18 protein-coding genes are annotated in these 22,374 nt (G+C 67.6%); 11 read left to right on the top strand and 7 right to left on the bottom strand.

All coding sequences use genetic code 11. The annotated features are described in order from the left end of the window. The first annotated feature begins 71 nt into the window (after positions 1 to 71). Entirely contained in the window at positions 72 to 2,309 is a 2,238-nt protein-coding gene (locus F0U63_RS47025; protein ID WP_395841739.1) for an RCC1 repeat-containing protein, read from the top strand. 48 nt (positions 2,310 to 2,357) lie between these two features. On the opposite strand, the gene F0U63_RS47020 is transcribed toward F0U63_RS47025, so the two are convergent. Continuing rightward, entirely contained in the window at positions 2,358 to 2,810 is a 453-nt protein-coding gene (locus tag F0U63_RS47020) for a hypothetical protein (protein WP_395841737.1), read from the bottom strand. A 443-nt stretch (positions 2,811 to 3,253) separates the two neighbouring features. Between F0U63_RS47020 and F0U63_RS47015 the strand changes: the two genes are divergently transcribed. Continuing rightward, a complete protein-coding gene (locus F0U63_RS47015) occupies positions 3,254 to 5,056 on the top strand; it encodes a M4 family metallopeptidase (RefSeq protein ID WP_395841735.1) in 1,803 nt (600 codons plus the stop codon). Positions 5,057 to 5,265: 209 nt separating this feature from the next. Continuing rightward, a complete protein-coding gene (locus F0U63_RS47010; protein WP_395841733.1) occupies positions 5,266 to 6,192 on the top strand; it encodes a hypothetical protein in 927 nt (308 codons plus the stop codon). A gap of 22 nt (positions 6,193 to 6,214) precedes the next feature. Here F0U63_RS47010 and F0U63_RS47005 read toward each other — a convergent pair whose 3' ends face one another. From F0U63_RS47005 to F0U63_RS46995, 3 genes are all read right to left on the bottom strand, one after another. Further along, the gene (locus tag F0U63_RS47005) at positions 6,215 to 6,541 is read right to left on the bottom strand and encodes a hypothetical protein (protein WP_395841731.1); all 327 of its coding nucleotides are present in this window, start codon (positions 6,539 to 6,541) and stop codon (positions 6,215 to 6,217) included. A gap of 208 nt (positions 6,542 to 6,749) precedes the next feature. Further along, positions 6,750 to 7,142: a DUF779 domain-containing protein gene (locus tag F0U63_RS47000; RefSeq protein ID WP_395841729.1), complete on the bottom strand. Its 393-nt coding sequence runs from the start codon at positions 7,140 to 7,142 to the stop codon at positions 6,750 to 6,752. Next, on the bottom strand, positions 7,142 to 8,671 hold the full coding sequence (locus tag F0U63_RS46995; RefSeq protein ID WP_395841727.1) for an aldehyde dehydrogenase family protein: 1,530 nt from the start codon (positions 8,669 to 8,671) through the stop codon (positions 7,142 to 7,144). Before F0U63_RS46995 ends, F0U63_RS47000 begins: the two co-directional genes overlap by 1 nt. A 208-nt stretch (positions 8,672 to 8,879) precedes the next feature. Between F0U63_RS46995 and F0U63_RS46990 the strand changes: the two genes are divergently transcribed. The 7 genes from F0U63_RS46990 to F0U63_RS46960 are packed head-to-tail and all read left to right on the top strand — an operon-like array spanning position 8,880 to position 16,465. Further along, a complete protein-coding gene (locus F0U63_RS46990) occupies positions 8,880 to 10,130 on the top strand; it encodes a putative DNA modification/repair radical SAM protein (RefSeq protein WP_395841725.1) in 1,251 nt (416 codons plus the stop codon). Continuing rightward, positions 10,130 to 11,530 carry a UdgX family uracil-DNA binding protein gene (locus F0U63_RS46985; RefSeq protein WP_395841723.1) on the top strand — a complete coding sequence of 467 codons (1,401 nt, stop codon included), beginning with the start codon at positions 10,130 to 10,132 and terminating at the stop codon, positions 11,528 to 11,530. Before F0U63_RS46990 ends, F0U63_RS46985 begins: the two co-directional genes overlap by 1 nt. 47 nt (positions 11,531 to 11,577) lie before the next feature. Beyond that, positions 11,578 to 14,526 (top strand): SNF2-related protein, encoded by a 2,949-nt coding sequence (locus F0U63_RS46980; protein ID WP_395841721.1) that lies wholly within the window; start codon positions 11,578 to 11,580, stop codon positions 14,524 to 14,526. Positions 14,527 to 14,537: 11 nt separating this feature from the next. Further along, a complete protein-coding gene (locus tag F0U63_RS46975; protein WP_395841719.1) occupies positions 14,538 to 14,909 on the top strand; it encodes a hypothetical protein in 372 nt (123 codons plus the stop codon). 51 nt (positions 14,910 to 14,960) lie between these two features. Further along, entirely contained in the window at positions 14,961 to 15,593 is a 633-nt protein-coding gene (locus F0U63_RS46970; protein WP_395841717.1) for a hypothetical protein, read from the top strand. A 39-nt stretch (positions 15,594 to 15,632) separates the two neighbouring features. Continuing rightward, complete coding sequence (locus tag F0U63_RS46965; RefSeq protein ID WP_395841715.1) at positions 15,633 to 16,022, top strand: hypothetical protein; 390 nt, start codon at positions 15,633 to 15,635, stop codon at positions 16,020 to 16,022. Between the two features lie 29 nt (positions 16,023 to 16,051). Further along, a complete protein-coding gene (locus tag F0U63_RS46960; RefSeq protein WP_395841713.1) occupies positions 16,052 to 16,465 on the top strand; it encodes an Imm50 family immunity protein in 414 nt (137 codons plus the stop codon). Between the two features lie 15 nt (positions 16,466 to 16,480). Here the strand turns inward: F0U63_RS46960 and F0U63_RS46955 are convergent, their stop codons facing one another. Next, positions 16,481 to 17,581 (bottom strand): sterol desaturase family protein, encoded by a 1,101-nt coding sequence (locus F0U63_RS46955; RefSeq protein WP_395841711.1) that lies wholly within the window; start codon positions 17,579 to 17,581, stop codon positions 16,481 to 16,483. Next, positions 17,578 to 18,816, bottom strand: coding sequence for a phosphatidylserine/phosphatidylglycerophosphate/cardiolipin synthase family protein (locus F0U63_RS46950; RefSeq protein ID WP_395841709.1), 1,239 nt, complete (start codon positions 18,814 to 18,816; stop codon positions 17,578 to 17,580). Before F0U63_RS46950 ends, F0U63_RS46955 begins: the two co-directional genes overlap by 4 nt. A 171-nt stretch (positions 18,817 to 18,987) precedes the next feature. On the opposite strand from F0U63_RS46950, the gene F0U63_RS46945 reads away from it, so the two are divergent. Continuing rightward, positions 18,988 to 19,407 (top strand): immunity 26/phosphotriesterase HocA family protein, encoded by a 420-nt coding sequence (locus tag F0U63_RS46945; RefSeq protein ID WP_395841707.1) that lies wholly within the window; start codon positions 18,988 to 18,990, stop codon positions 19,405 to 19,407. 148 nt (positions 19,408 to 19,555) lie between these two features. Here F0U63_RS46945 and F0U63_RS46940 read toward each other — a convergent pair whose 3' ends face one another. Next, positions 19,556 to 22,369, bottom strand: a complete 2,814-nt coding sequence (locus tag F0U63_RS46940) for a TonB-dependent receptor domain-containing protein (RefSeq protein ID WP_395841705.1) — start codon at positions 22,367 to 22,369, stop codon at positions 19,556 to 19,558. Positions 22,370 to 22,374 lie beyond the last annotated feature (5 nt).

Here is a 22,374-nt window from a genome sequence, read left to right as displayed (position 1 = left end):
CGACGCATGGCGCCTCCTCGAAGGCTCACGTTTGCCGATACCCGCATCCCCTTCTGATCAGGAGCAACACAATGCAAAGCAATGCAGGACGATGGATGACCAGACTGCTGGCAGTCTGGATCGGCGTGCTGATGGTGGTGGGTTGTGGTCAACCCACTGAGGAGTCAGAAGAGCAGGCGTTGATGGGCTCTCCGCTGTGGGCCGCACAGTCGCGAGCCCGTCTGGCGGCAGGGAGCTCACATTCTCTGGCACTGCGCCCAGATGGCACCGTCTGGGCATCAGGTGCCAACGACTGGGGCCAACTGGGGGATGGCACCACGGGCAACCGCTCGGTGCCCGTGCAGGTGCAGGGGTTGAGCGGAGTGGTGGCCGTGGCGGCGGGCTCCTCCCATTCGCTGGCGGTCCGCTATGACGGCACCGTGTGGGCCTGGGGCTACAATTACTATGGCCAGTTGGGGGATGGCACCACGGCCAACCGCTCGGTGCCGGTGCAGGTGCAGGGGTTGAGTGGAGTGGTGGCCGTGGCGGCGGGCTCCTCCCATTCGCTGGCGGTCCGCTATGACGGCACCGTGTGGGCCTGGGGCTACAATTACTATGGCCAGTTGGGGGATGGCACCACGACCAACCGCTCGGTGCCGGTGCAGGTGACAGCGTTGAGCGGAGTGGTGGCCGTGGCGGTGGGCTCCTACCATTCGCTGGCGGTGCGCTCCGACGGCACCGTGTGGGCCTGGGGCTCCAACTCTTCCGGCCGGCTGGGGGATGGCACCACGACCAGCCGCTTGCTGCCGGTGCAGGTGACAGGGTTGAGCGGAGTGGTGGCCGTGGCGGCGGGCTCTTCTCATTCGCTGGCGGTGCGCTCCGACGGCACCGTGTGGGCCTGGGGCTACAATTACTATGGCCAGCTGGGGGATGGCACCACGACCAGCCGCCAGCTGCCGGTGCAGGTGACAGGGTTGAGCGGAGGGGTGGCCGTGGCGGCGGGCTCCTCCCATTCGTTGGCGGTGCGCTCCGACGGCACCGTGTGGGCCTGGGGCTACAACTCCTCCGGCCAGCTGGGGGATGACACCACGACCGGCCGCTTGGTGCCGGTGCAGGTGCTGGGGTTGAGCGGAGGGGTGGCCGTGGCGGCGGGCTCCACCCATTCGCTGGCGGTGCGCTCCGACGGTACCCTGTGGGCCTGGGGGTCCAACTCTTCCGGACAACGTGGAGATGGGACGACGAACAACCGCTCAGTGCCGGTGCAAGCTCAAGGGCTGAGCGGGGTGGTGACCGTGGCGGCGGGCTCCTCCCATTCGCTGGCGGTGAGCTATGATGGCACCGTGTGGGCCTGGGGTTACAACTCCTATGGCCAGCTGGGAGATGGCACCACGAGCAACCGCTCGGAGCCCGTGCAAGTGCAGGGGTTGAGCGGGGTGGTGGCCGTGGCGGCGGGCTCCTACCATTCGCTGGCGGTGCGCTATGACGGCACCGTGTGGGCCTGGGGCTACAACTCCTATGGCCAGCTGGGGGATGGCACCACGAGCAACCGCCTGGTGCCAGTGCAGGTGCAGGGGTTGAGCGGGGTGGTGGCCGTGGCGGCGGGCTCCTACCATTCGCTGGCGGTACGTTACGACGGCACCGTGTGGGCCTGGGGCTACAACTCCTATGGCCAGTTGGGGGATGGCACCACGACCAACCGCGCGGTGCCGGTGCAGGTGACAGGGTTGAGCGGAGTGGTAGCCGTGGCGGCAGGCTCCTCCCATTCGCTGGCGGTGCGCTCCGATGGCACCGTGTGGGCCTGGGGCTACAATTACTATGGCCAGCTGGGGGATGGCACCACGACCAGCCGCGCGGTGCCGGTGCAGGTGACAGCGTTGAGCGGAGTGGTGGCCGTGGCGGCGGGCTCCTCCCATTCGCTGGCGGTGCGCTCCGATGGCACCGTGTGGGCCTGGGGCTACAATTACTATGGCCAGCTGGGGGATGGCACCACGACCAGCCGCGCGGTGCCGGTGCAGGTGACAGGGTTGAGCGGAGTGGTGGCCGTGGCGGCGGGCTCCTCCCATTCGCAGGTGGTTCTCTCTGATGGCACCGTGTGGGCCTGGGGTTACAACTCCTACGGCCAGCTGGGGGATGGCACCACGGTCAGTCGCCCCGCGCCAATTCAGACGCAAGGGCTGAGTGGGGTGGTGTCCGCAGCCCTGGGCTCCTCCCATTCGCTGACGGTGCGCTCCGACGGCACCGTCTGGACCTGGGGTTCCAACTCCTACGGCCAGCTAGGCAATGGACCCCCCTTGTACACAACCACCGTCATTCGCTCCTTGCTGTATTGAGGGCAATGCCTGCCTCTGCCCCAGGTGCCCGGTGGTTGGCACTTGGGGCTAGAACAGCCAGACGCCCAGCCCCACCGCCACCACCGCGAGCGCCACCAGCGAGGTGCGTACCCAACCCGAGCGTGAGCCCCACCACCCTCGCCGCTCCACCGGCTTCGCGAGGAGGTGCTGATACAGCCGATCCTTGTCCTCCACGCGCGCGATGGCCTGGAGGAGGAGCCGCAGCGCATCGGCCACCTCCTTCGCCGGGACGGGCCCGTCCGAGCGCTCCACCTTCATCTTCACCGAGGACTCTTCTTGCCCGCCGGAGAGGCTCACCTCCCAGTCGCCCTGGAGCAGCTCCTCCAGGTGCTTCTCGGGGAAGAGCAGCACGGTCCGCGCGCCCGTGTGGACATGGTGCGCCAGGTACAGGCGGCCCACCCCGCTCCCCATCAACTCGAGCCGCTCCCCCAGCAGGTACGGCCCCACCCGGTCCCCCGGCGCTTCCTTCTCGTCCGACACGTGCCTCTCCTCGTCTGGCGTTCCCTGCCCACGGGGCCAGATTCGACCTCCCAAGTCAAGGCGCCGGGCACGTCCTCCGAGGTCGAGTCGATGTCCTGGATGGGTGGGACCCATGGGACATCCCAGGTCGGTTCGAGACAACCCGAGCCCCCTGCCGGACGGTGCGGGACGGCCCATCACCTCTCCTGATGACTCGTGTCACCAGCCGACGAAACGTTGTCACCAGGGCCCTTCCACCCCCTTCTCCGAGGGGGCTTCACCGCTTGTCGTGGTGACACCTGTTACCAGCTTCCCCGCATCTCCCTCTCAGTGGGTTCAATGAAATCAATGGGTTGTATTCGTGAGGTCCTGACGCGGTGCGTGGCACACATGCTGCTCTATGTGGCGCACATCAACTACACGGGGTGAGCGCCTCCCACCTCGGACCAGAAAGCCCCACTGCCATGATCGTCTCCAACAAGCAGACCCCGGTCGCCGCGCCCCTGTCGTCCCCCGCCGTCCCCACCGCCGCGCCCCAGGCGCCCGTCGCCGCCCCCAAGAGCCCGCAGGCTCCCGCCTCCAAGGGGTTCGAGTCCGGCTCGACCTTCGCCACCGCCGCCCGTCCCGCCGTGGCCCTCTCCGCCTCCGCGGCCTCCTCCGCCAGCTCCGGCCCCCTGGCCCTCGACAGCCAGGAGGCGAAGGCCGCCATCCAGAAGTCGCTCGACTTCCTCGGGGGCTCCACCCGCGGCGTGGCCGCCTCGACCGGTGCCGCCTCCGCCGTCACGCCCCGCCAGGTGTTCAAGGACGAGCTGGGCATGACGCACGTGCGCCTGGACCGCACCCACGAGGGCACCAAGGTCTTCGCCGAGCAGGTCATCAGCCACCTGGACAAGGACGGCAAGGTGGCCGACGTCACCGGTCAGCTCTCCAGCATCCCCAAGGGCCTGGGCTCGGCGCCCGTGAAGCTCAAGGCGGAGGACGCGCTCGCCCTCGCCCAGAAGCAGTTCGCGGGCTCCACGGATCGCGCCCCCACCTCCGAGCGCGTCGTCGTCAAGGGCAACGACGGCCAGTACCACGCCGCCTACCACGTGCAGCTCAGCAACACCTCGAGCTTCAAGGCCGACCAGGGTCCCCGCCGCATGAACTACCTGGTGGACGCCAACACCGGTGAGCTGCTCAAGAGCTTCAACCAGATGGGCGGCATCGAGGTGCCGCACGCCAAGGCGGGCCCGTCCCAGACGACTCCTCCCTCCACGCCTTCCACTCCCTCCACCCCGGCCGCGGGCAAGGTGGACGACACCACGCTCTACAGCGGCAAGGTGGACCTCTCGACCACGAAGCAGGCCAATGGTTCCTACACACTGGAGGACAAGAGCCGTGGCGGGGGCGTGGTGACGTACGACGCGAAGAACAGGTCCACGGCCAGCGGCACCACGCCCTTCACCGACACGAACGACGTGTGGGGCGAGGCGGGCGACAACGCGCGCACCAAGGCGGCGGTGGACGCGCACTACGGCGCGGAGATGACGTACGACTTCATGAAGGACGTGCTCGGCCGCGACTCGCTGGATGGCAAGGGCGAGAAGCTCGTCTCCTACGTGCACGTGAACGAGCAGGACGGCAGCGCCATGGTCAACGCCTACTGGGACGGCGAGAAGATGAACTACGGCGATGGCGACGGGAAGAACGCCGGTCCGCTCACCACGCTGGACATCGCGGGCCATGAAATCGCCCATGGCCTCACCGAGCGCACCGCCGGCCTCATCTACGACGGCGAGTCCGGCGGCCTCAACGAGTCCTTCAGCGACATCATCGGCTCGGGCGTGGAGTGGTACGCCGCGCAGAAGAACAAGGCGGTGCAGTTCGACTGGAAGGTGGGCGAGGACGCGTGGACGCCGGCCAATGGCACCGGGGATGCGCTGCGCTACATGGACGACCCGACGAAGGACGGCTACTCGGTCGACCACTACAGCAACTACCCGAAGCAGACGGAGGTGCACGGCTCGAGCGGCATCGCCAACAACGCCTTCTACCTGGTGACCGAGGGCGGGAAGAACCGCACGTCGGGCCTGGGGGTGGAGGGCGGCATCGGCATGGACAAGAGCCAGAAGATCTTCGGCCGGGCACTCACCACGTACATGACGCCCAACACCACCTTCGCCCAGGCGCGCGAGGCCACCGTCAAGGCGGCCACGGACCTGTACGGCGCGAAGTCGGTGGAGGTGCAGAAGGTGAAGGACGCCTGGACCGCGGTGGGCGTGAAGTGAGGCGTGGAGTCACCACTGGTGACTCCAGTCACCGGGGAACTGGGGCGGCTCGGTGATCCACGCCGTGGGAGCAGACGCGCAACTCCCCGTTTTCACGAAGCTCGCCCCCGCGGAGTCCGACGCCGGGCCATGGCACGCCCACTGCATTACCCCTCGGCATCGCTGTTACCGACTTCCTCCCGAGTCGCCTCTCCTCCCCGGAGCCGCCCATGTCCATCTCCTCCCTGAAGAACAATCCCGCCGCCCTGCTCAACACGCTGAGCCAGCTCGCGGGTGTGCAGGCCAACGCTTCCCAGGGCCAGGGCAAGATCAACGCCCAGCTCGCCGGCCAGTTGTTCCAGGCGATGTCGCAGCTCGCCGGGGCGCTCCAGCAGATCAAGTCGACCCTCGGCCAGAAGGACTCCTTCGCGTCCCCGACGGGCCAGGGCGTGCCGCAGCACGGCGTGGGCGGACCCCAGGGCCAGTCCAATCCGCTCGCGCAGCTCGCCCAGATGCTCCAGGCCCTGCAGGGGCTGCTCAATGGCGGTGCCCACGGCCAGCTTCCCGGCGCTCACGGCCAGCTTCCGGGCGCCGGTCAGCCGCAGCTTCCGGGCGCCGGTCAGCCGCAGCTTCCGGGCGCCAACACCGCGCTTCCCTTCGGAGACGCCGCCACCCTGCTGAAGAACCTGAAGACGGAGCAGGGCGCGCTGCTGGAGAAGATCTCCCAGGGCGTGCGCTCGGGCAACATCACCTCGCAGGAGCTCGGCCAGTTGATGCAGGGCGTGCAGCAGTTGGCCGCTGCGACGAAGAGCGCCTCGGCGGACGGGCAGATCACGCTGGGTGAGGCGGCCAACCTGTCCCAGATGAGCACGCAGAACATCCTGAACACCAAGGCGGCGTTCGAGAACGGCTCGAAGTCCTCCTTCGCGCCCTTCAATCCGGTGGCCCAGACCCAGGCCAATCAGCTGGGGGCCATGAGCCAGGGCGTCAAGCAGGGCACCATCAGCAACGGCGAGCTGAGCATGCTCGCCCAGGAGCAGGGCGCGCTCGCCGACGCCCGCGGCCGCGCCCACTCGTTCCAGGATGCCGGCAAGCTGATGATGGCGCAGCAGATGCTCAACTCGAACATCCAGCTCGCCCGCCTCACCAACCTGTAGTCCGCCGCTCGGCGGGCCCGCGTCAGGCGACCCGGTTGTTCGCCCGCGCGCGCAACTGGAGGAGGAGCTGCTCGGCTTCCTCCTGCGTGGCGGCGAAGTGGATGGTCGCCAGCGAGGCATCCGCCAGCGTCTTGTTGGACTCGTCCAGGTGGGCGGCGATCACCACCCCCTTGATCAACGCCTTGTGGACGAGCCGCGCCCCGAAATAGACGGTGGCCTGGAACCACTCGGAGCGCATGTGCTCGCTGAGGTAGTGCCGGACCTCTGGCTCGAGCGGCTCGGCTTCGCTCATGCTGCCCAGCACATACAGGGGCACCGCCGTGCCCAGCTCGCGGTAGATCTCGATCATTCGCGGGGCGTCTTCCAGCGTGAGCACTCCGTGGAAGTCGATCCTCAGGAGGTCGGGAGGCTCGAAGCGGAGCGTATGGGTTGAGATCCTCCACTCACGATGGCCAGGCGTCATTCACTCTCCAGGAACGAACGCCCAGTGTAACCCAACTCCGTCTCCCCCCGGATGCGTCTGGTGTGCAGGCACCTCGGGGGGAGCGGGTAGACGCTCAGTCTGGCTGGGGGCCTCGGGGAGGAGGCCCCTGCTTCTGGAGGGCGGCGTACTCGTCGTCCGTGAAGACCCGGGAGCGGATGAGGAAGCGCACCCCCTCGGGGGCCTCCACGGAGAAGCCGCTGCCGCGCCCCTTCACCACATCCACCGTGAGGTGGGTGTGCTGCCAGTACTCGAACTGGGCGCCGCCGATGTAGAAGGGCGTGTCCACGATGGTGCCCAGGTACACGTCCTCCTGGCCCACGCGGAACTCCTTGCGGGGAAAGCACATGGGCGCGCTGCCGTCACAGCACCCTCCGGATTGATGGAACAGCAAGGGGCCGTGGAGGCCCTGCATCTTGCGCAGCAGGGCCTCGGCGGCGGGCGTGACGGTGACGCGCTCGATGGGCATTAGAAGAAACCCATGGGCTTGGGGTCGTAGCTGACGAGCAGGTTCTTCGTCTGCTGGTAGTGCGAGAGCATCATCTTGTGCGTCTCGCGGCCGATGCCCGATTGCTTGTAGCCGCCGAACGCCGCGTGCGCGGGGTAGAGGTGGTAGCAATTGACCCACACGCGGCCCGCCTGGATGGCGCGGCCCACGCGGTAGGCGGTGTTCGTGTCGCGCGACCACACGCCGGCGCCCAGGCCGTAGAGCGTGTCATTGGCGAGCGCCAGCGCGTCCTCCATGTCCTTGAACTTCGCCACCGACACCACCGGGCCGAAGATCTCCTCCTGGAAGATGCGCATGCGGTTGTGGCCCTCGAAGATGGTGGGCTGCACGTAGTAGCCCTCGGCGAGCGCCCCGGGCAGGCTCGCGCGCGCGCCCCCGAGCAGCACCTTGGCGCCCTCCTTCCGGCCGATGTCGAAGTACGAGAGGATCTTCTCGAGCTGATCATTGGACGCCTGCGCGCCGATCATCGTCGCGGTGTCCAGCGGGTTGCCCTGGACGATCCTCCGGGTGCGCTCGATGGCCTTGTGCATGAAGTCGTCGTAGAAGCTCTCCTGCACGAGCGCACGCGAGGGGCAGGTGCACACCTCGCCCTGGTTGAGGGCGAACATGCTGAAGCCCTCGAGCACCTTCTGGGCGAAGTCATCGTCCTTGGAGAACACGTCCGCGAAGAAGATGTTGGGCGACTTGCCGCCCAGCTCCAGCGTCACGGGGATCAGGTTCTCGCTCGCGTACTGCATGATGAGCCGGCCGGTGGTCGTCTCTCCGGTGAAGGCGACCTTGGCCACGCGCTTGCTGCTGGCCAGCGGCTTGCCGGCCTCGATGCCAAACCCGTTCACGATGTTGAGCACGCCGGGGGGCAGGAGGTCGCCCACCAGCTCGGCGAACTTGAGGATGGTGACGGGCGTCTGCTCGGCGGGCTTGAGCACGACGCAGTTGCCGGCGGCGAGCGCGGGGGCGAGCTTCCACGCCGCCATGAGCAGGGGGAAGTTCCAGGGGATGATTTGAGCCACCACGCCGAGCGGCTCCTGGAAGTGGTAGGCGACGGTGTCCGCGTCGAGCTCCGACAGGCTGCCCTCCTGCGAGCGCAGGCAGCTGGCGAAGTAGCGGAAGTGGTCCACGGCGAGCGGCAGGTCGGCGGCGAGCGTCTCGCGGATGGGCTTGCCGTTGTCCCACGTCTCGGAGACGGCGAGCATCTCGAGGTGGGCCTGCATCCGGTCGGCGATCTTCTGGAGGATGTCGGCGCGGGCGGCGGGCGAGGTGCGGCCCCAGGCGGCGCGGGCCTTGTGGGCGGCGTCGAGCGCCTTGTCCACGTCCTCCGCGGTCGAGCGCGGCACCTCGCAGAAGGGCCGGCCGGTGACGGGGCTGATGTTCTCGAAGTACTGGCCCTTCACGGGCGGCACGAACTCCCCGCCGATGTAGTTGCCATAGCGGGGGAGGTACTGGACCTTGCTGCCCTTCTGACCCGGTGCTTCATAGACTGTCGACGACATGCGGACCTCGGGGGTTAGGGGGTGAGGCGTGGTGATGGGAAGACAGACATGCGTGTGAGGAACCCCCCCATCAACGCCGCGCATGAGAGCATCCGCTCGCTCGGCGCGCAAGCCAGCTAGGCAGGCCCAAGGATGCGATGGCCTGCCCGCTTGTCCGCTGATTCGCTTCACGGCGCCTCGCGTCAGGGGGCGTGGTTAGGCTTTCCGGATGGACGTGCGCAAGAAGCTGGAGATCCTCGCCGATGCCGCCAAGTACGACGCCTCGTGTTCGAGCAGCGGCGGCCAGCGCAAGGCGGCGAAGGAGGGACTCGGCAGTGTGGAGGGCATGGGGATCTGCCACAGCTACACGCCGGACGGCCGGTGTGTGTCTTTGCTGAAAATCCTGCTCACCAATTTCTGTATCTATGATTGTCAGTACTGCATCAACCGCATCTCCAGCGACACGGCCCGGGCGCGCTTCACTCCCGAGGAGGTGGTGCGGCTCACGCTCGATTTCTACAAGCGCAACTACATCGAGGGCCTGTTCCTCAGCTCCGGTGTCATCAAGAGCCCGGACTACACGATGGAGCAGCTCGTCGAGGTGGCGCGCACGCTGCGCGAGGTGCACCAGTTCCAGGGCTACATCCATCTCAAGGCGGTGCCGGGCGCCTCGAAGGAGCTCATCGACGCGGCGGGCCGGCACGCGGACCGGCTGAGCGCCAACATCGAGCTGCCCACGGAGACGGATCTGCGCAAACTCGCGCCGGAGAAGAGCTTCGCCGTCACGGGCGAGACGATGAAGGAGATCTCCACGCGGGTGGCGCAGTCGAAGGCCGAGCGCGAGGAGAGCCCCAAGGCGCCGAGGTTCGCTCCCGCGGGGCAGAGCACGCAGATGATCGTCGGCGCCACGCCCACGCCGGATGCCGCCATCCTCGACACCGCGAGCCGGCTCTATTCGCGCTTCAAGCTCAAGCGCGTGTACTACTCGGCCTACAGCCCCATTCCGCTGGTGGATGCGCGGCTGCCCGCCAAGGCCCCGCCGCTCGTGCGCGAGCACCGGCTGTACCAGGCGGACTGGCTCCTGCGCTTCTATGGCTTTCGCGTGGACGAGCTCGCGCCGCCCGAGCATCCGGACCTGTCGCTGGAGATGGATCCAAAGCTCGCGTGGGCGCTGCGCCGGCGCGAGGCCTTCCCCGTCGACGTGAACCGGGCCCCGCGCGAGCGGCTCTTGCGCGTGCCGGGCATGGGCGTGCGCACGGTGGACCGGTTGATCCGCATCCGCCGGTGGCACCGGATCACCCTCGCGGACCTGGCGCGGCTGCGGGTGCCACTCACGCGGGTGAAGCCCTTCATCGTGACGGCGGATCACCGGCCCACGGGGCTGTTGGACTCGCACCGGCTCGCCGAGCGGGTGACGCCGCCCGCCACACAGCTCTCCCTGTTCACCGCGGCCCACGAGGCGCGCACGGGAGAGCTCTGATGCGGGTGGAGGTGGGGCCGGATCTGGAGTCCTTCCGCGCGGCGGCGCGGGGGCTGCTCGTGCGGGGCGTGTCCCCGGAGCGGGTGCTCTTCACGGAGGAGCGGGACGCACAGGGCTCGCTGCTCGCGCCGGAGGCGGTGCCGGCGAGTGCGCCCGTGGCGGGGCTGGCGGTGCCCCCGGCGTTCCTGGAGCTGGCGGAGAAGGTGGCGTGTCACCGCTCCCCCGAGCGCTGGGGCCTGCTCTACCGGGTGCTGTGGCGGCTCACCCATGGCGAGCGCAAGCTGCTGGAGGTGGAGAGCGACGCGGACGTGTACCGGCTGCTCACGCTCGCGAAGGCGGTGCAGCGGGACGCGCACAAGATGAAGGCCTTCGTGCGCTTCCGGCGGGTGGAGCGGGAAGGGGAGGAGTACTTCATCGCGTGGCACCGGCCCGAGCACCTCGTGGTGCGCCACGTGGCGCCCTTCTTCGCGCGGCGCTTTCCCTCCATGCGCTGGAGCATCCTCACGCCGGACGCGAGCGTGTCGTGGGACCTGGAGCGACTGTTGTTCGGGCCCGGGGTGCCGCGCTCGGAAGCGCCCGAGGGGGACGTGCTGGAGGAGATGTGGGGGACGTACTACGCGTCGACCTTCAATCCGGCGCGGCTCAACGTGAGGGCCATGCGCGCGGAGATGCCCCGGAAGCACTGGGCGACGCTGCCGGAGGCCCGGCTCATTCCGGAGCTGGTGCGCCAGGCGCCGGAGCGCACCGCGCGCATGGTGGGCCCGCGCCTCGAGCTGTCCGAGTCGAGCCGCTTCCTGCCGGAGCGCAAGGACATCGCCTCGCTCGCCGAGGCGGCGAAGGGGTGCCGGGCGTGTCCGCTGCACGAGCGGGCGACACAGACGGTGTTCGGTGAGGGGCCGGAGGACGCCCGGTTGATGCTCGTGGGGGAGCAGCCCGGAGACACGGAGGATCGGGAGGGACGGCCCTTCATCGGTCCGGCGGGCCGGCTGCTGGACGAGGTGCTCGCGGGGGTGGGGCTCAAGCGCGAGGAGCTGTACGTCACCAACGCGGTGAAGCACTTCGGGTGGATGGGGGAGGAGAAGCAGCGGCTGCACGCGAAGCCCGGCCGGCGCGAGGTGCTCGCGTGCAAGGCGTGGCTGCACGCGGAGGTGGAGCGGGTGAAGCCGAGGATGATTGTCTGCCTGGGGGCCACGGCGGCGCAGTCCTTCCTGGGGCCGGGCTTCCGCATCAACCTGAGCCGGGGGCAGGTGTTCGAGACGCCCTGGGCGAAGGCGTGGATGGCGACCTTCCACCCCTCGGCGCTCCTGCGCATGCCGGACGAGCGGGCACGGGTGAAAGCCCGGCTGCACTTCGAGGAGGATCTGCGCAAGGTGGCGGACACGCTGCGCGCGCTCGGGTGAACGCCCGGGTTGCGCGGCGCACGCCGGGAGGGTTAGGAGCACCTCCCATGTCCGCCTTCGCTCAGTTGTTGGAAACCGTCCGGAAGGAAGCCCGCCCTGGCATCTGGACCGTCGGGGTGAACCTCGCGCGCTCGGGGGCCGTCGCGCTCCAGAAGCGCACGGACAAGGAGCTGCAACTTCGGGTGAAGGCACCCGGGCGCACCGTGGCCCTCACCGTGTCGCTCTACCCGGCCGACGATGTCTGGGAATGCGACTGCCCGAGCCAGGTGGATCCGTGCGAGCACGTGGTGGCCGCGGCCATCTCCGTGCAGCAGGCGGAGAAGCAGGACGCCCCCATGGAGGTGACCACGGAGCGCTGGTCGCGCGTGGTGTACCGCTTCTCCCGCGCCGAGGGGGGCCTCGCGTTGCATCGGGAGATCGCCCACGCGGACGGGAAGACGGAGCCGCTGGAGGACAGCCTCGCCTCCCTCATGGCCAGGCCCGCCCGCGCCGCGAAGCTCCAGGTGGAGCAGGCGGATCTGCTCGCGGACCGGCTCCTGGAGAAGCGTGTCCGGGGCGCCCTGCCTCCCGAGCGTCTGGAGTCCCTGCTCAAGGTGCTCGAGGGGGCGCGCAACGTGCTGCTCGATGGGATGCCCATCGCCGTCTCGGATGAGATCGTCTACCCGCGCGCGCTGGTGGAGGATCGGGGCGGGCAGTTCGTCATCACCGTGGCGAAGGATCCGCGCATCACCGACGTGGTGAGCCCGGGGGTCGCCGTCTGTGGTGACGCACTGGCCCGTTTGGGCGAGACGAAGGTGACGGGCGCGTGGCTGGAGAACCTGCCGAACACGCGCACCTACCCGGCCGAGCAGATCGGCGAGATCTCCTCCAAGGTGCTGCCGGAGCTGGCCAAGCGCATGCCCATCGACATGCGCAGCCGGCGCCTGCCGTCGCTCGACCGGGATCTCAAGCCGCGCATCCTGGTGGAGTTGCAGCAGTTGGAGTCGGGCCTGTCGGTGATGCCCACGCTCGTCTATGGCGCGCCGCCCTCGGTGCGCATCGACAACGGGCGCATGGTGTACCTGCGCGGCTCGGTGCCCGTGCGTGACGAGGTGGCCGAGCAGAAGCTCATCCACCAGTTGCGCGACGAGCTGAACCTGGTGCCCGGGCGGCGCGTGACGGTGCAGGGCCAGGAGATGGTGCGCTGGGCGGACAAGCTGCGGCGCTGGCGGGGAGACCTCGCCGGAGACGCGTCGGGCGTGGTGAGCCCGGACATGCGGCTGGTGCCCTCGCTCCGCGTGGAGTCCAACGCGCAGGGCCCCGGCATGCCCGAGGTGCGCTTCACGCTCGACTTCCAGGTGGAGGGCGTCAAGGGCGGACCGAAGACGGTGGACGCCGCGGCGGTGGTGCGTGCCTGGAACGAGGGACTGGGGCTCGTGCCGCTCGAGGGCGGTGGCTGGGCGCCGCTGCCCCGGGCGTGGCTGGACAAGAATGGCGCGCGCGTGGCGGATCTGCTCGCGGCGCGGCAGGCCGATGGCAAGGTGGCCGCCTTCGCCCTGCCGGAATTGAAGACGCTGTGCGAGACGCTGGAGCAGCCGCCTCCGCCGGGGTTGGATCGCCTGGCGCCGCTCGTCGAGGGCTTCGAGAAGCTGCCAGCGCCCGTGTTGCCGGCGGATCTCACCGCGACGCTGCGCGCCTATCAGTTGCAGGGTGTGAGCTGGCTGGGCTTCCTGAAGAGCGCGGGGCTCGGCGGCATCCTCGCGGACGACATGGGTCTGGGTAAGACGCTCCAGACGATCTGTACGCTGGGTCCGCGCTCGCTCGTCGTGTGTCCCACGAGCGTGCTGCCCAACTGGGCCGGGGAACTCAAGCGCTTCCGCCCCTCGCTCAAGGTGTGCGTGTACCACGGGCCCGGCCGAGCGCTGGACGAGTCGGCCGATGTGACGATCACCACGTATGCCTTGTTGCGGCTGGACGCGGCGGTGCTCGGGGGGCGCACCTGGGACGCGGTGGTGCTCGACGAGGCGCAGGCCATCAAGAATCCGGAGAGCCAGGTGGCACGCGCGGCGTTCGGCCTCCAGGCGAACTTCCGTCTGGCATTGAGCGGCACGCCGCTGGAGAACCGGCTGGAGGAACTCTGGAGCCTGATGCACTTCACCAACCCGGGGCTGCTCGGGGCGCGCCGGCAGTTCGAGGAGAAGGTGGCGCGGCCCATCGCGGATGGGCAGAAGGGCGCGGCGGAGGGGTTGCGCCGGCGCATCCGTCCCTTCGTGTTGCGCCGGCTCAAGCGCGAGGTGGCGCCCGAGCTGCCGCCGCGCAGTGAGTCCGTCATGCACGTGTCGTTGGATGAGCGCGAGCGCTCGGTCTACGACGCGGTGATGGCGGCGACGCGCGCGGAGGTGGTGGCGCTGTTGAACGAGGGGGGCAGCGTGCTCAAGGCGCTCGAGGCGCTGTTGCGGCTGCGTCAGGCGGCGTGCCACTCGGCGCTCGTGCCGGGCCAGAGGGCGAACACGTCCTCGAAGGTGCAGACGCTCGTGGAGGCGCTGGGCACGGCGGTGTCGGACGGTCACAAGGCGCTGGTGTTCTCGCAGTGGACGTCGCTGCTGGATCTCATCGAGCCGCACCTGAAGACGGCGGGGATTGCGTTCGATCGGTTGGATGGCTCGACGGCGAACCGGGGCGAGGTGACGGAGCGCTTCCAGGGACAGGATGGGGCGTCGGTGCTGCTCATGTCGCTCAAGGCGGGCGGCACGGGTCTGAACCTGACGGCGGCGGACCACGTGTTCTTGATGGATCCCTGGTGGAACCCGGCGGCCGAGGCACAGGCGGCGGACCGGGCGCACCGCATCGGGCAGGAGCGGCCGGTGATGGTCTACCGGCTGGTGTCGCAGGGCACGGTGGAGGAGCGCATCCTGGGGTTGCAGGAGAAGAAGCGCGCCCTCTTCGAAGCGGCCCTGAGTGAGGCCTCCACCGCGACGGCCATCACCCGGGACGACTTGCTCGAACTGTTCGCCTGAGCGGCCCACGAATGTTCAAGCCGGGACCTGACACCGAGGGGCTGCGCCAGGAACTCGAGAGTTCGAATTCCTGGCTGTTCGAAGGCCAGAACTCGCGGCTACTCTCCGCCTTGAGGGCGGTACGCCCTGGATGGAAGAAGGCCTTTGTCGTGGACTGGATTCCAGAGCAGGGCGAAGACATCTACACGGTGGTCGTCGGTCCGGAGCTCCTGGTGGTCGTCGAGGTGGACAGGTTGTCAGTCTCGGTGGAGCCAATCGTCGAGGTATTTTCTGTTCGTGACTACAAGAAGGCTCATCCGTCTCTGACGGTCTCGAGTCGGCGCAAGCTCGAGTTGGCGCTGGAGATGTTGCGGCAGTTGGAGTCAACCACGAGCGTGGAGTGAGCACTGAGCGTGCGCGAGCCACCGGATGGGTGGGGCGTGAGGGGGGGCATCATGGGGATTTTCTTCGCGGACGGACGAGAACTGCTCGAGAAGTATGTTTCGGGTTCAAGAGAGTTCTTCTCCTCCATTGAATGCCAGTTGAACGTCTACAAGGCCAGGCCCGTGGGGCCTTCTGGCTTTGACCAGTTCCCGGAGGGACATGCACTGGTCGAGCGGATGCTCCGCGATTCCATGATCCTTTCTTCGGGAGAGGCCTCCGTTCCGCTGTTGCATCCGCTCGATGGAGATGGCTTCAGCATCGTACGAAAGGAGGCATTGAGCGGCTGCCTCTCTTTCGGGTCGCCCGACTCCGACTTGCGGAGGGAAGTGGACGCTCTCGAGCATCTCCGCCGGGAGTTGAAGAAACAGGCGTTGCGCGAACGTTACGGACACCCTCTTTCGCCCGACCCACCCGCCGCATTGAAGGACCTCTTCCAAGGAAGATGGATGGACTCGAAGCTCCTCGAGTTCGTGCTGCGGCATTCGTCACATGCCTGTATTTGGAATTGGGGGGAGTTTGGCCTCCACTTCTTGAGCCTCAGCCTCACCAGGGGAGGCTCACGCGATTTCATCAAGACTGCCGCGAGTGAACAGGGAGTTGCGTTGATCGACGCCGGCTCCATCGACAAAATCCCAACCTGGTGACGGAACTCGTGTCCGTGGTCGGGCCCCGAGGAGGACAGGATGAGCGCATTCCATCTGGACGTGCATGATGCGGAAGTCGTGGCGGTGGAGAACCACCGCGAGGCGAAGAGGCTGATCTTGAGACTGCGGACGCCCGATGGCACGGACGCCCTCCTGGAGTTTTCGGGAGTGGAGGACGTGGAACTGGGACCGTTTCGCGAGCAGAATGTCTTGCTTGATTTATATGTCTGGTCCGCGTCGCGTGAGGGAACGAGCGAGCGATGTCGCGAGTTGGAGATCCCGGCTCGGTGTACGCGAGCCATCCTGGCCGGTGAGTTGGTGCTTTACGAAATTGATTCGTCCGTCGGGCTCGGTGGATACGTCCTCGCGAAGGATGCAAGGGGCGCCCACGGGCGAGAGAGCAATCTCTCAATCGAGTCTGGGCGGTGAACGGTTGGTTTCGATTTTGAGGAATGTGTATGGACTGGGTGGATTTGCTCGATAAAACGGTATTTCTCCGAAATTTGTATCCGGTCGCGCCTTCGCTGCGGAAGGTGCGAGTACTCGAGGTGGGACTGTTGGCTGATGATGGCGACACGGTGAGTATCCGGTTCGATTTGACCGATTTCCCCGCCGCGCCTCCGCTGAAGTGGATCAAAGCGTGTGCCAACACGGCTCAAGTCAGGCTGCTGTGTATTGGTGTGTTGGACCTTGAGCTGCGGGGATGGACCTCCAACATCATCGCGGACATCGACATCGCGAGGAGCGAGGAGAAAGGCCTGATCGTGACGGCCTCGGCGGAGGGGGTCCGCTTCCGAGGTGTCTTCGAGTTCATCTGGGTGGATTCGGTTTCGGGCTACATGCAGGAGGTTCGAGCCCTGAAGCCCCTGTAAACGAGGCCGTGGGGCTCAGAGCGCCATGATCAGGAAGGGCGCCGCCACGAGCCGCAGTGCCTCCACGGGGCGTGCCCATCGCCGCCCCTCCAGCACGCCCCCGAGTCCTCCCAGCGAGGCGAGGAACCAGGCCACGAACGCGAGCCGCACGGCTGGGGACAGGGAGGAGATCCGCACCTGGAACGCCAGGATGAGGGCCAGTGACAGGCTGCCCACGAGCAGCACGTAGATCGCCACCCGGCGCGGGGCGTGCACCTCGAAGCGAGGCCGATCGGGAGGGACGTCGAGGGAGGTGGCCTCCACGCCGGGAGGAGTCCACTCGGGGGGCATGAACGGCACCTTCAGCTTGTCGAGGAAGCGGGGCGTCTCGCGGATGGTGGCCGCGAGTTCCCGGAAGGGGCTCAACGCGGCCACGAGAGGGTTGAAGGTGCCCACCGGTTTGACGGTGCCGTAGGTCACCCGTTCACGCTCGGCCTCGAAGGTGCCGAACATCCGGTCCCAGATGATCAACATGCCGCCGTGGTTCTTGTCGAGATAGCGCCCGTTGCAGGCGTGGTGCACGCGGTGATGCGAGGGCGTGACGAAGATCCACTCCAGGGGTCCGAGCGTGCGGATGAGCTCGGTGTGGACCCAGAACTGGTAGAGCGTGTTGAGCGCCACGGCGGTGGCGAACATGGCGGGGGGGAAGCCCAGCAGGGCGAGCGGCAGGTAGAAGACGCGCGAGAAGAGGGGCTGGATGGGACCCTGCCGCAGGGCGACGGACAGGTTGTAGTCCTCGCTCTGGTGGTGGGGCGCGTGGGCGGCCCAGGTCAGGCGGATGCGGTGCGAGGCGCGGTGGAACCAGTAGTAACAGAAGTCGGTGCCGAGCAGCAGCACCACCCAGGCCCACGCGGCCGTGGATGGGATGTCGAAGAGGCGCAGCGAATACAGCGTCACATAGGAGCCCGCGAGCAGGCCCGCGCTCACGGCGGCGAAGACCGTCTGGGCCGTGCCGAGGCACAGGTTGGCGAAGACATCCGGGCCGCGGAAGACGCGCCGGTGCTGGAGCCTCCCGCCCAGCCACTCGATGGCCATCAAGATGAAGAACAGGGGCGTGGACAGGAGGATGAGGTTCATGGCGAGCCGCTGATGTTGGGCGCGGTGTACGTGGCGTGGGGATCCACGGTAGAGGCATACGGGCTCGTCCAGTTGTCCGAGAAGAAGCGCTCGAGCTGGCGAGCGAAGGCCTGCCCCTCCACGATGACGCCCACGTTGCGGCTCTGGGTGAAGTAGTCCTTCTCCCAGTTACTCGTGCCCACCCACGCCCGCTCGCCATCCACCACCAGATACTTGGCGTGCACCACGCGAGCGAAGGGAACGAAGCCTCCCGACCAGGGCGGCACGGTGAACAGCTTCACCGTCAATCCCGGCGGGGCCTGGAGGGCTTGGAGTCCCTCGATGGTGCCCTTGCGCTGGCTCCAGTCCGCGACGAGCAGTTCCACCGTCACTCCGCGCGCCGCGGCCCGCTTCAGCGCGTCCTCCAGGTCGGTGAAGACGGTCCCATCGCGTCCCTTCGTCTTGTAGGTGAGCACCTGCACCCGCACCGAGCGCTTCGCGCCATCGATGAGGCCCACGAGCGTGGGCAAGTCCCACGTGCCGGGGTCGGGCAGGTAGCCCTGGGGGCTCAGCGCGGGCGTCACCGACACCTCGCCTCCCTCGACGCGAGCGGAAAACGGGCCACCCGCCGAGGTAGCCACGGTGGGCTTGGGCTCTCCTCCCGCCAGGGCCCAGTCCTGCTCGAAGACATCCGCGAGCGCGCGCACGATGCCGGGGACGTGCACGCGCAGGCCCAACTCCTGGATGTGCTCCAGCGAGCGCCAGTCGAAGTTCTGGCTGCCCAGGTACGCCTCGCGCCCGTCCACGACGAAGTACTTCGCGTGCAGCACGCCGCCCATGGAGGCCGCCGTGTCCATGCGGCGCACGGTGATGCCGGGCCGCTTCGCCAGCCGCTCGAGCGTCTCCGGATAGGTCTTCGCGAACTTCTCCTCGGCGAGCACGCGCACCTTCACGCCCCGGTCCGCCGCGGCCTCGAGGGCCTGAATCACCGTCTCCAGGCGGCTGCCCGGCGCGTTGCTCAGATAGAACTCGGCGAGGTCGATCGAGCGCGTGGCCCCGTTGACCATGTCTGGCCAGACCTCCCAGGCGTCGGGGATGTCCGGGTGATCCATCCGCGCTTCCACCGGGCTGCTCTCCACGAGCACCAGCTCGGGGCCGTCGGTGGGGCGTGGAGTGGGGTGCACCGCCCGGGTCGGCGTGGTGCACGCGAGGGACAGCACGAGAGGAAGGAAGAGGCCACTCCGGAAGCGGAACATAGCAGCGGCACTCTAGACGATGGCCCGCCACGCGGCGATTCCGCTCATGCTGCGAGTGATTGAGCGGCTTGGGTCAGGACCCGTGGGCTGTATATAGGAAGCCCCTCGAGAGGGGGGAGGACCATGAACGAGAAGACGAAGCGAAAGCGGATTCGGCGAGTGGAGGGGGCAGTGGTCTCCATCGACCTGGGGGACGGAACTCATGGCTTCGGGCGGGTGCTCGAACGTCCCCTCTTTGCTTTCTATGATCTGCGCGGTGAGCGCATTCCGCCCATCGAGGAAATCATCGCCAAGCCCGTGCTCTTCAAGATCTGTGTCATGGACCATGCGGTCACCGCGGGAACCTGGCCGGTGGTGGGGAGCAGTCCCTTGGAGCCCTCCATGCGGGAGAGCCCGTTCTTCTTCAAGCAAGACGGTCCCGGCAGATTCTGGCGCTATCGCTCAGGTCAGGAGACGCCCGCTTCGCGGAGTGAAATCGAAGGTCTCGAGCGAGCCGCGGTGTGGGAGCCCATCCATGTGGTGGACAGACTCAAGGACCACTTCGCGGGCCGCGAGAACATCTGGGTCAAGTCCTTGATGCCCCAGGATTGAAGCGGACCGGGTGAACCCTGGGGAATTCGTGCCTGGGGTTCATCGCGGACCTCGCTTCGCACTGGTCGCGTTTCCCCAAGGAAGGGGAAACGCTCCGGTGGGCGAGGCGGTATCCCAGAACCGCTCGGGACACCGCCTCTGCTTACGGCTAGTTGCGGAAGCGCAACAGCAGCTCCGCCTGCAGGCCGCCGTTACGGCCGCGAGACAGGCCGTAGTTGGAGTTGGTGGTGGCGTACTGGTCGATGATGCTGGTGGTGGCGGTATTGTTGAGCACGTTCACCACCATCGCGGTGATCTCGAACTTGTTCTTGATGTTGAACAGGCGGCCCACGTCGTAGCGGGCCTGGGCGTCGATGACGAACAGGTCGGGATTGCGCAGCTCGGAGATGCTGTAGGGGTCGTTGAAGTTCGCCACGCCCCGGTTGACCGCGTAGCCCGTGCCGCGCGGCGAGCGGTACAGGGTGGTGTTGGGGTTGCTGAGAGACTGGTACTGCCACAGCGGCGTGCCGGTCAGGTAGCGCATGCGCACGCCGAAATCGAGACCGAAGGAGGTCGCGTAGTTGACGGCGCCCTTGAGCGTGTGGCGGATGTCGTCCGGCGTCGGGCCCTCGAAGAGGTACTTGGTGCGCGGGTTGTTGCCGTAGCCGTCGAAGTAGCTGGCCACGGTGCCGTTGTTGAAGCCCAGGGTGTAGCTGGCCAGCAGGTCCCACCCGCCCAGCTTGCCTTGCGCCCACAGGTCCACGCCCTTGTAGTCGCGCCACGCGTCATCCGGGTTGTTGATGCGGTACACCGAGCGCGCCACGCCATCCACGTAGCCGACGATGCGCGTACCGGAGACGTCCCAGATCTGGTTGATCTCCTCGTCCACCCACATGTTGTTGTAGCGGCGATAGGTGAGGTCCGTGCCGAGCGCGACGCCCTCGCCCACCTCGCGGTGCAGGCCGAGGCTCACCTCATCCACGCTCGTGGGCGTGTGCGTCTTGTCGAAGGAGCGGCCATTGGCACCACCGGACTGGCGGCAGTCGTTGGACAGGGTCTCGCCGGGGCCGCACGGGGTGAACTGGCCGTTGCGGAAGGTGGAGGTGTACTGGAGGATGTCCGGGTTGGCGCGCTGCGCGATGAAGACGTCGCCGACCTCGTTGGAGCGGCCGTAGTGCGCCTTGAGCAGCGTCTTGCGGTCGTTGGTGATGTCATACGTCGCCGACACGCGCGGCCCGATGCCCACCAGGTTGGTCACGAAGGCGCCATCGTTGCCGTAGAGTCGGCCCACGTCGGCGCGCAGACCGGCCACCAGGGTGAGCTGGCGGTTGACGGTCCAGCGGTCCTGCGCGAAGAGGCCCAGCTGGGCCACGCCGGCGCTGGTGGTGTTGCTGCCCAGCTCGTTGTTGGTGCCGTAGTAGCTCGTGCGGGTGTTGCAGAAGCCGAAGGTGCTCGGGTCGTCCGGGTTGCAGATGCCGCCACGGTCCGTGTAGCGGTAGTTGCCGGTGGTGCCCACGTTCAGCTTGCCCGACAGGTAGCCGAGCTGCACGCCGCCCTTGAGCTGGTGCGCGCCGGCCTTCACCAGGACGGTGGGGTCGAACTGGAAGCGCCACTTGTCCTCGGTGGAGTAGTTGCCCGCGATGCTGCTGGACAGCGAGCCCGAGGAGCCGGTGGTGAAGAAGTTGTCGCTCGCGTCCGCGTGCGAGATGGCGTTCATGTCATCGTTCTGCGGACCGAAGTATGCGTGCTTGTAGGTGGCGCCCGTCTGCAACTGGAAGAGGACGTTGTCGTTGAAGTTGTGGTCGTAGTTGCCGATGAGGAAGTAGCCGCCGCGATCGATGCGCGACTCGGCCTCGGGCGCCGTCGTCGCACTGCCGATGTTGTTGGTGATGGTGTTGTTGTCGATGTTGAAGGCGAAGGACACGCGGTCACGGCTCGTGGGCTGCCAGGTGAGCTTGAGCCGGGCGAGCTTCGTCTGGGTGTCGCGGGGCCGGTTCTCCTGCTGGCCCCGGATGGTCAGGGGGATCTCGCGCAGCGAGAAGTTCCACTGGCCGCTGGCGTAGAACCACAGCCGGTCCTTGACGATGGGACCACCGAAGGCGAGCAGGGGCGCGTAGAACGTGGTCTCCGCCTGCCGGGTGGTGCTGTTGAGCAGGTTGCCGGTGCTCACGGGCTGGTTGGAGGCGTACTGCGTCTTGGCGGCGCTCCAGGCGGGCTGCAGCACGAGCGTCGCGTCGTAGGTCCAGTTGTTGGAGCCCGTCTTGGTGACGATGTTCTGCACCACGCCCAGCGCGTTGTACTGCGCGTCCAGGCCACCGGTGATGACCTCGAAGTTCTCCACCGCGTAGTAGTTCATCGTGGCGGTGATGGAGCCGTCGGACACGTCCGTGGTGTCCATGCCGTCCACGTAGAACTTGCCCCAGCGCGACAGGCCGCCGCGAAGGCTCGGGGCGTTGCCCGGGCCCACGCCCGCCACGAGCTGGGCGATGGTCTGCACCTGGTTGTACACGGGCGTGGCCGCCGCCTTCTCCGCCGTCACCACCGCGCCCGTCTGGGCCGAGTCCGGGTTGATGATGGGGTTGACGCGCTCCTTGATTTCATAGGTGGCCACCGCCTGCGTCTCGGTGAACACCTCGAGCTTCACGTCCACCGGCGTCGTCTGGCCCAGCAGCACGGAGATGTTGGTGATCTTGATGGGCGTGAAGCCCTCGACCTTGACCTCGATCGTGTAGCCCTGGCCGGGAGGCACCTGGGTGAACTCGTAGCGGCCGTCCTCGCCGCTGCTGCGCTCCTGGGGCTGCTGGAGCGCGGGGCCGCTGAGGGTGAGCGGCACCTCGGACAGCGGGGTGCCGGTGGGGTCATACACGTAGCCGGACAGCCGGCCGTAGTTCTCGCCCGCGGCGAGCGCGGGCAGCGGCAGGACGGCGAGCGCCAGGAGCGCCAGCAATAGCGCCCGGCCGCGAAGCGGAAGGGAAGTCGTCATGGGGG

Source organism: Cystobacter fuscus, assembly GCF_044360685.1.
Lineage (GTDB): Bacteria > Myxococcota > Myxococcia > Myxococcales > Myxococcaceae > Cystobacter > Cystobacter fuscus_C.
Note: the sequence above shows the minus strand (reverse complement) of the source record. Positions and strands in the feature narration are given on the sequence as shown.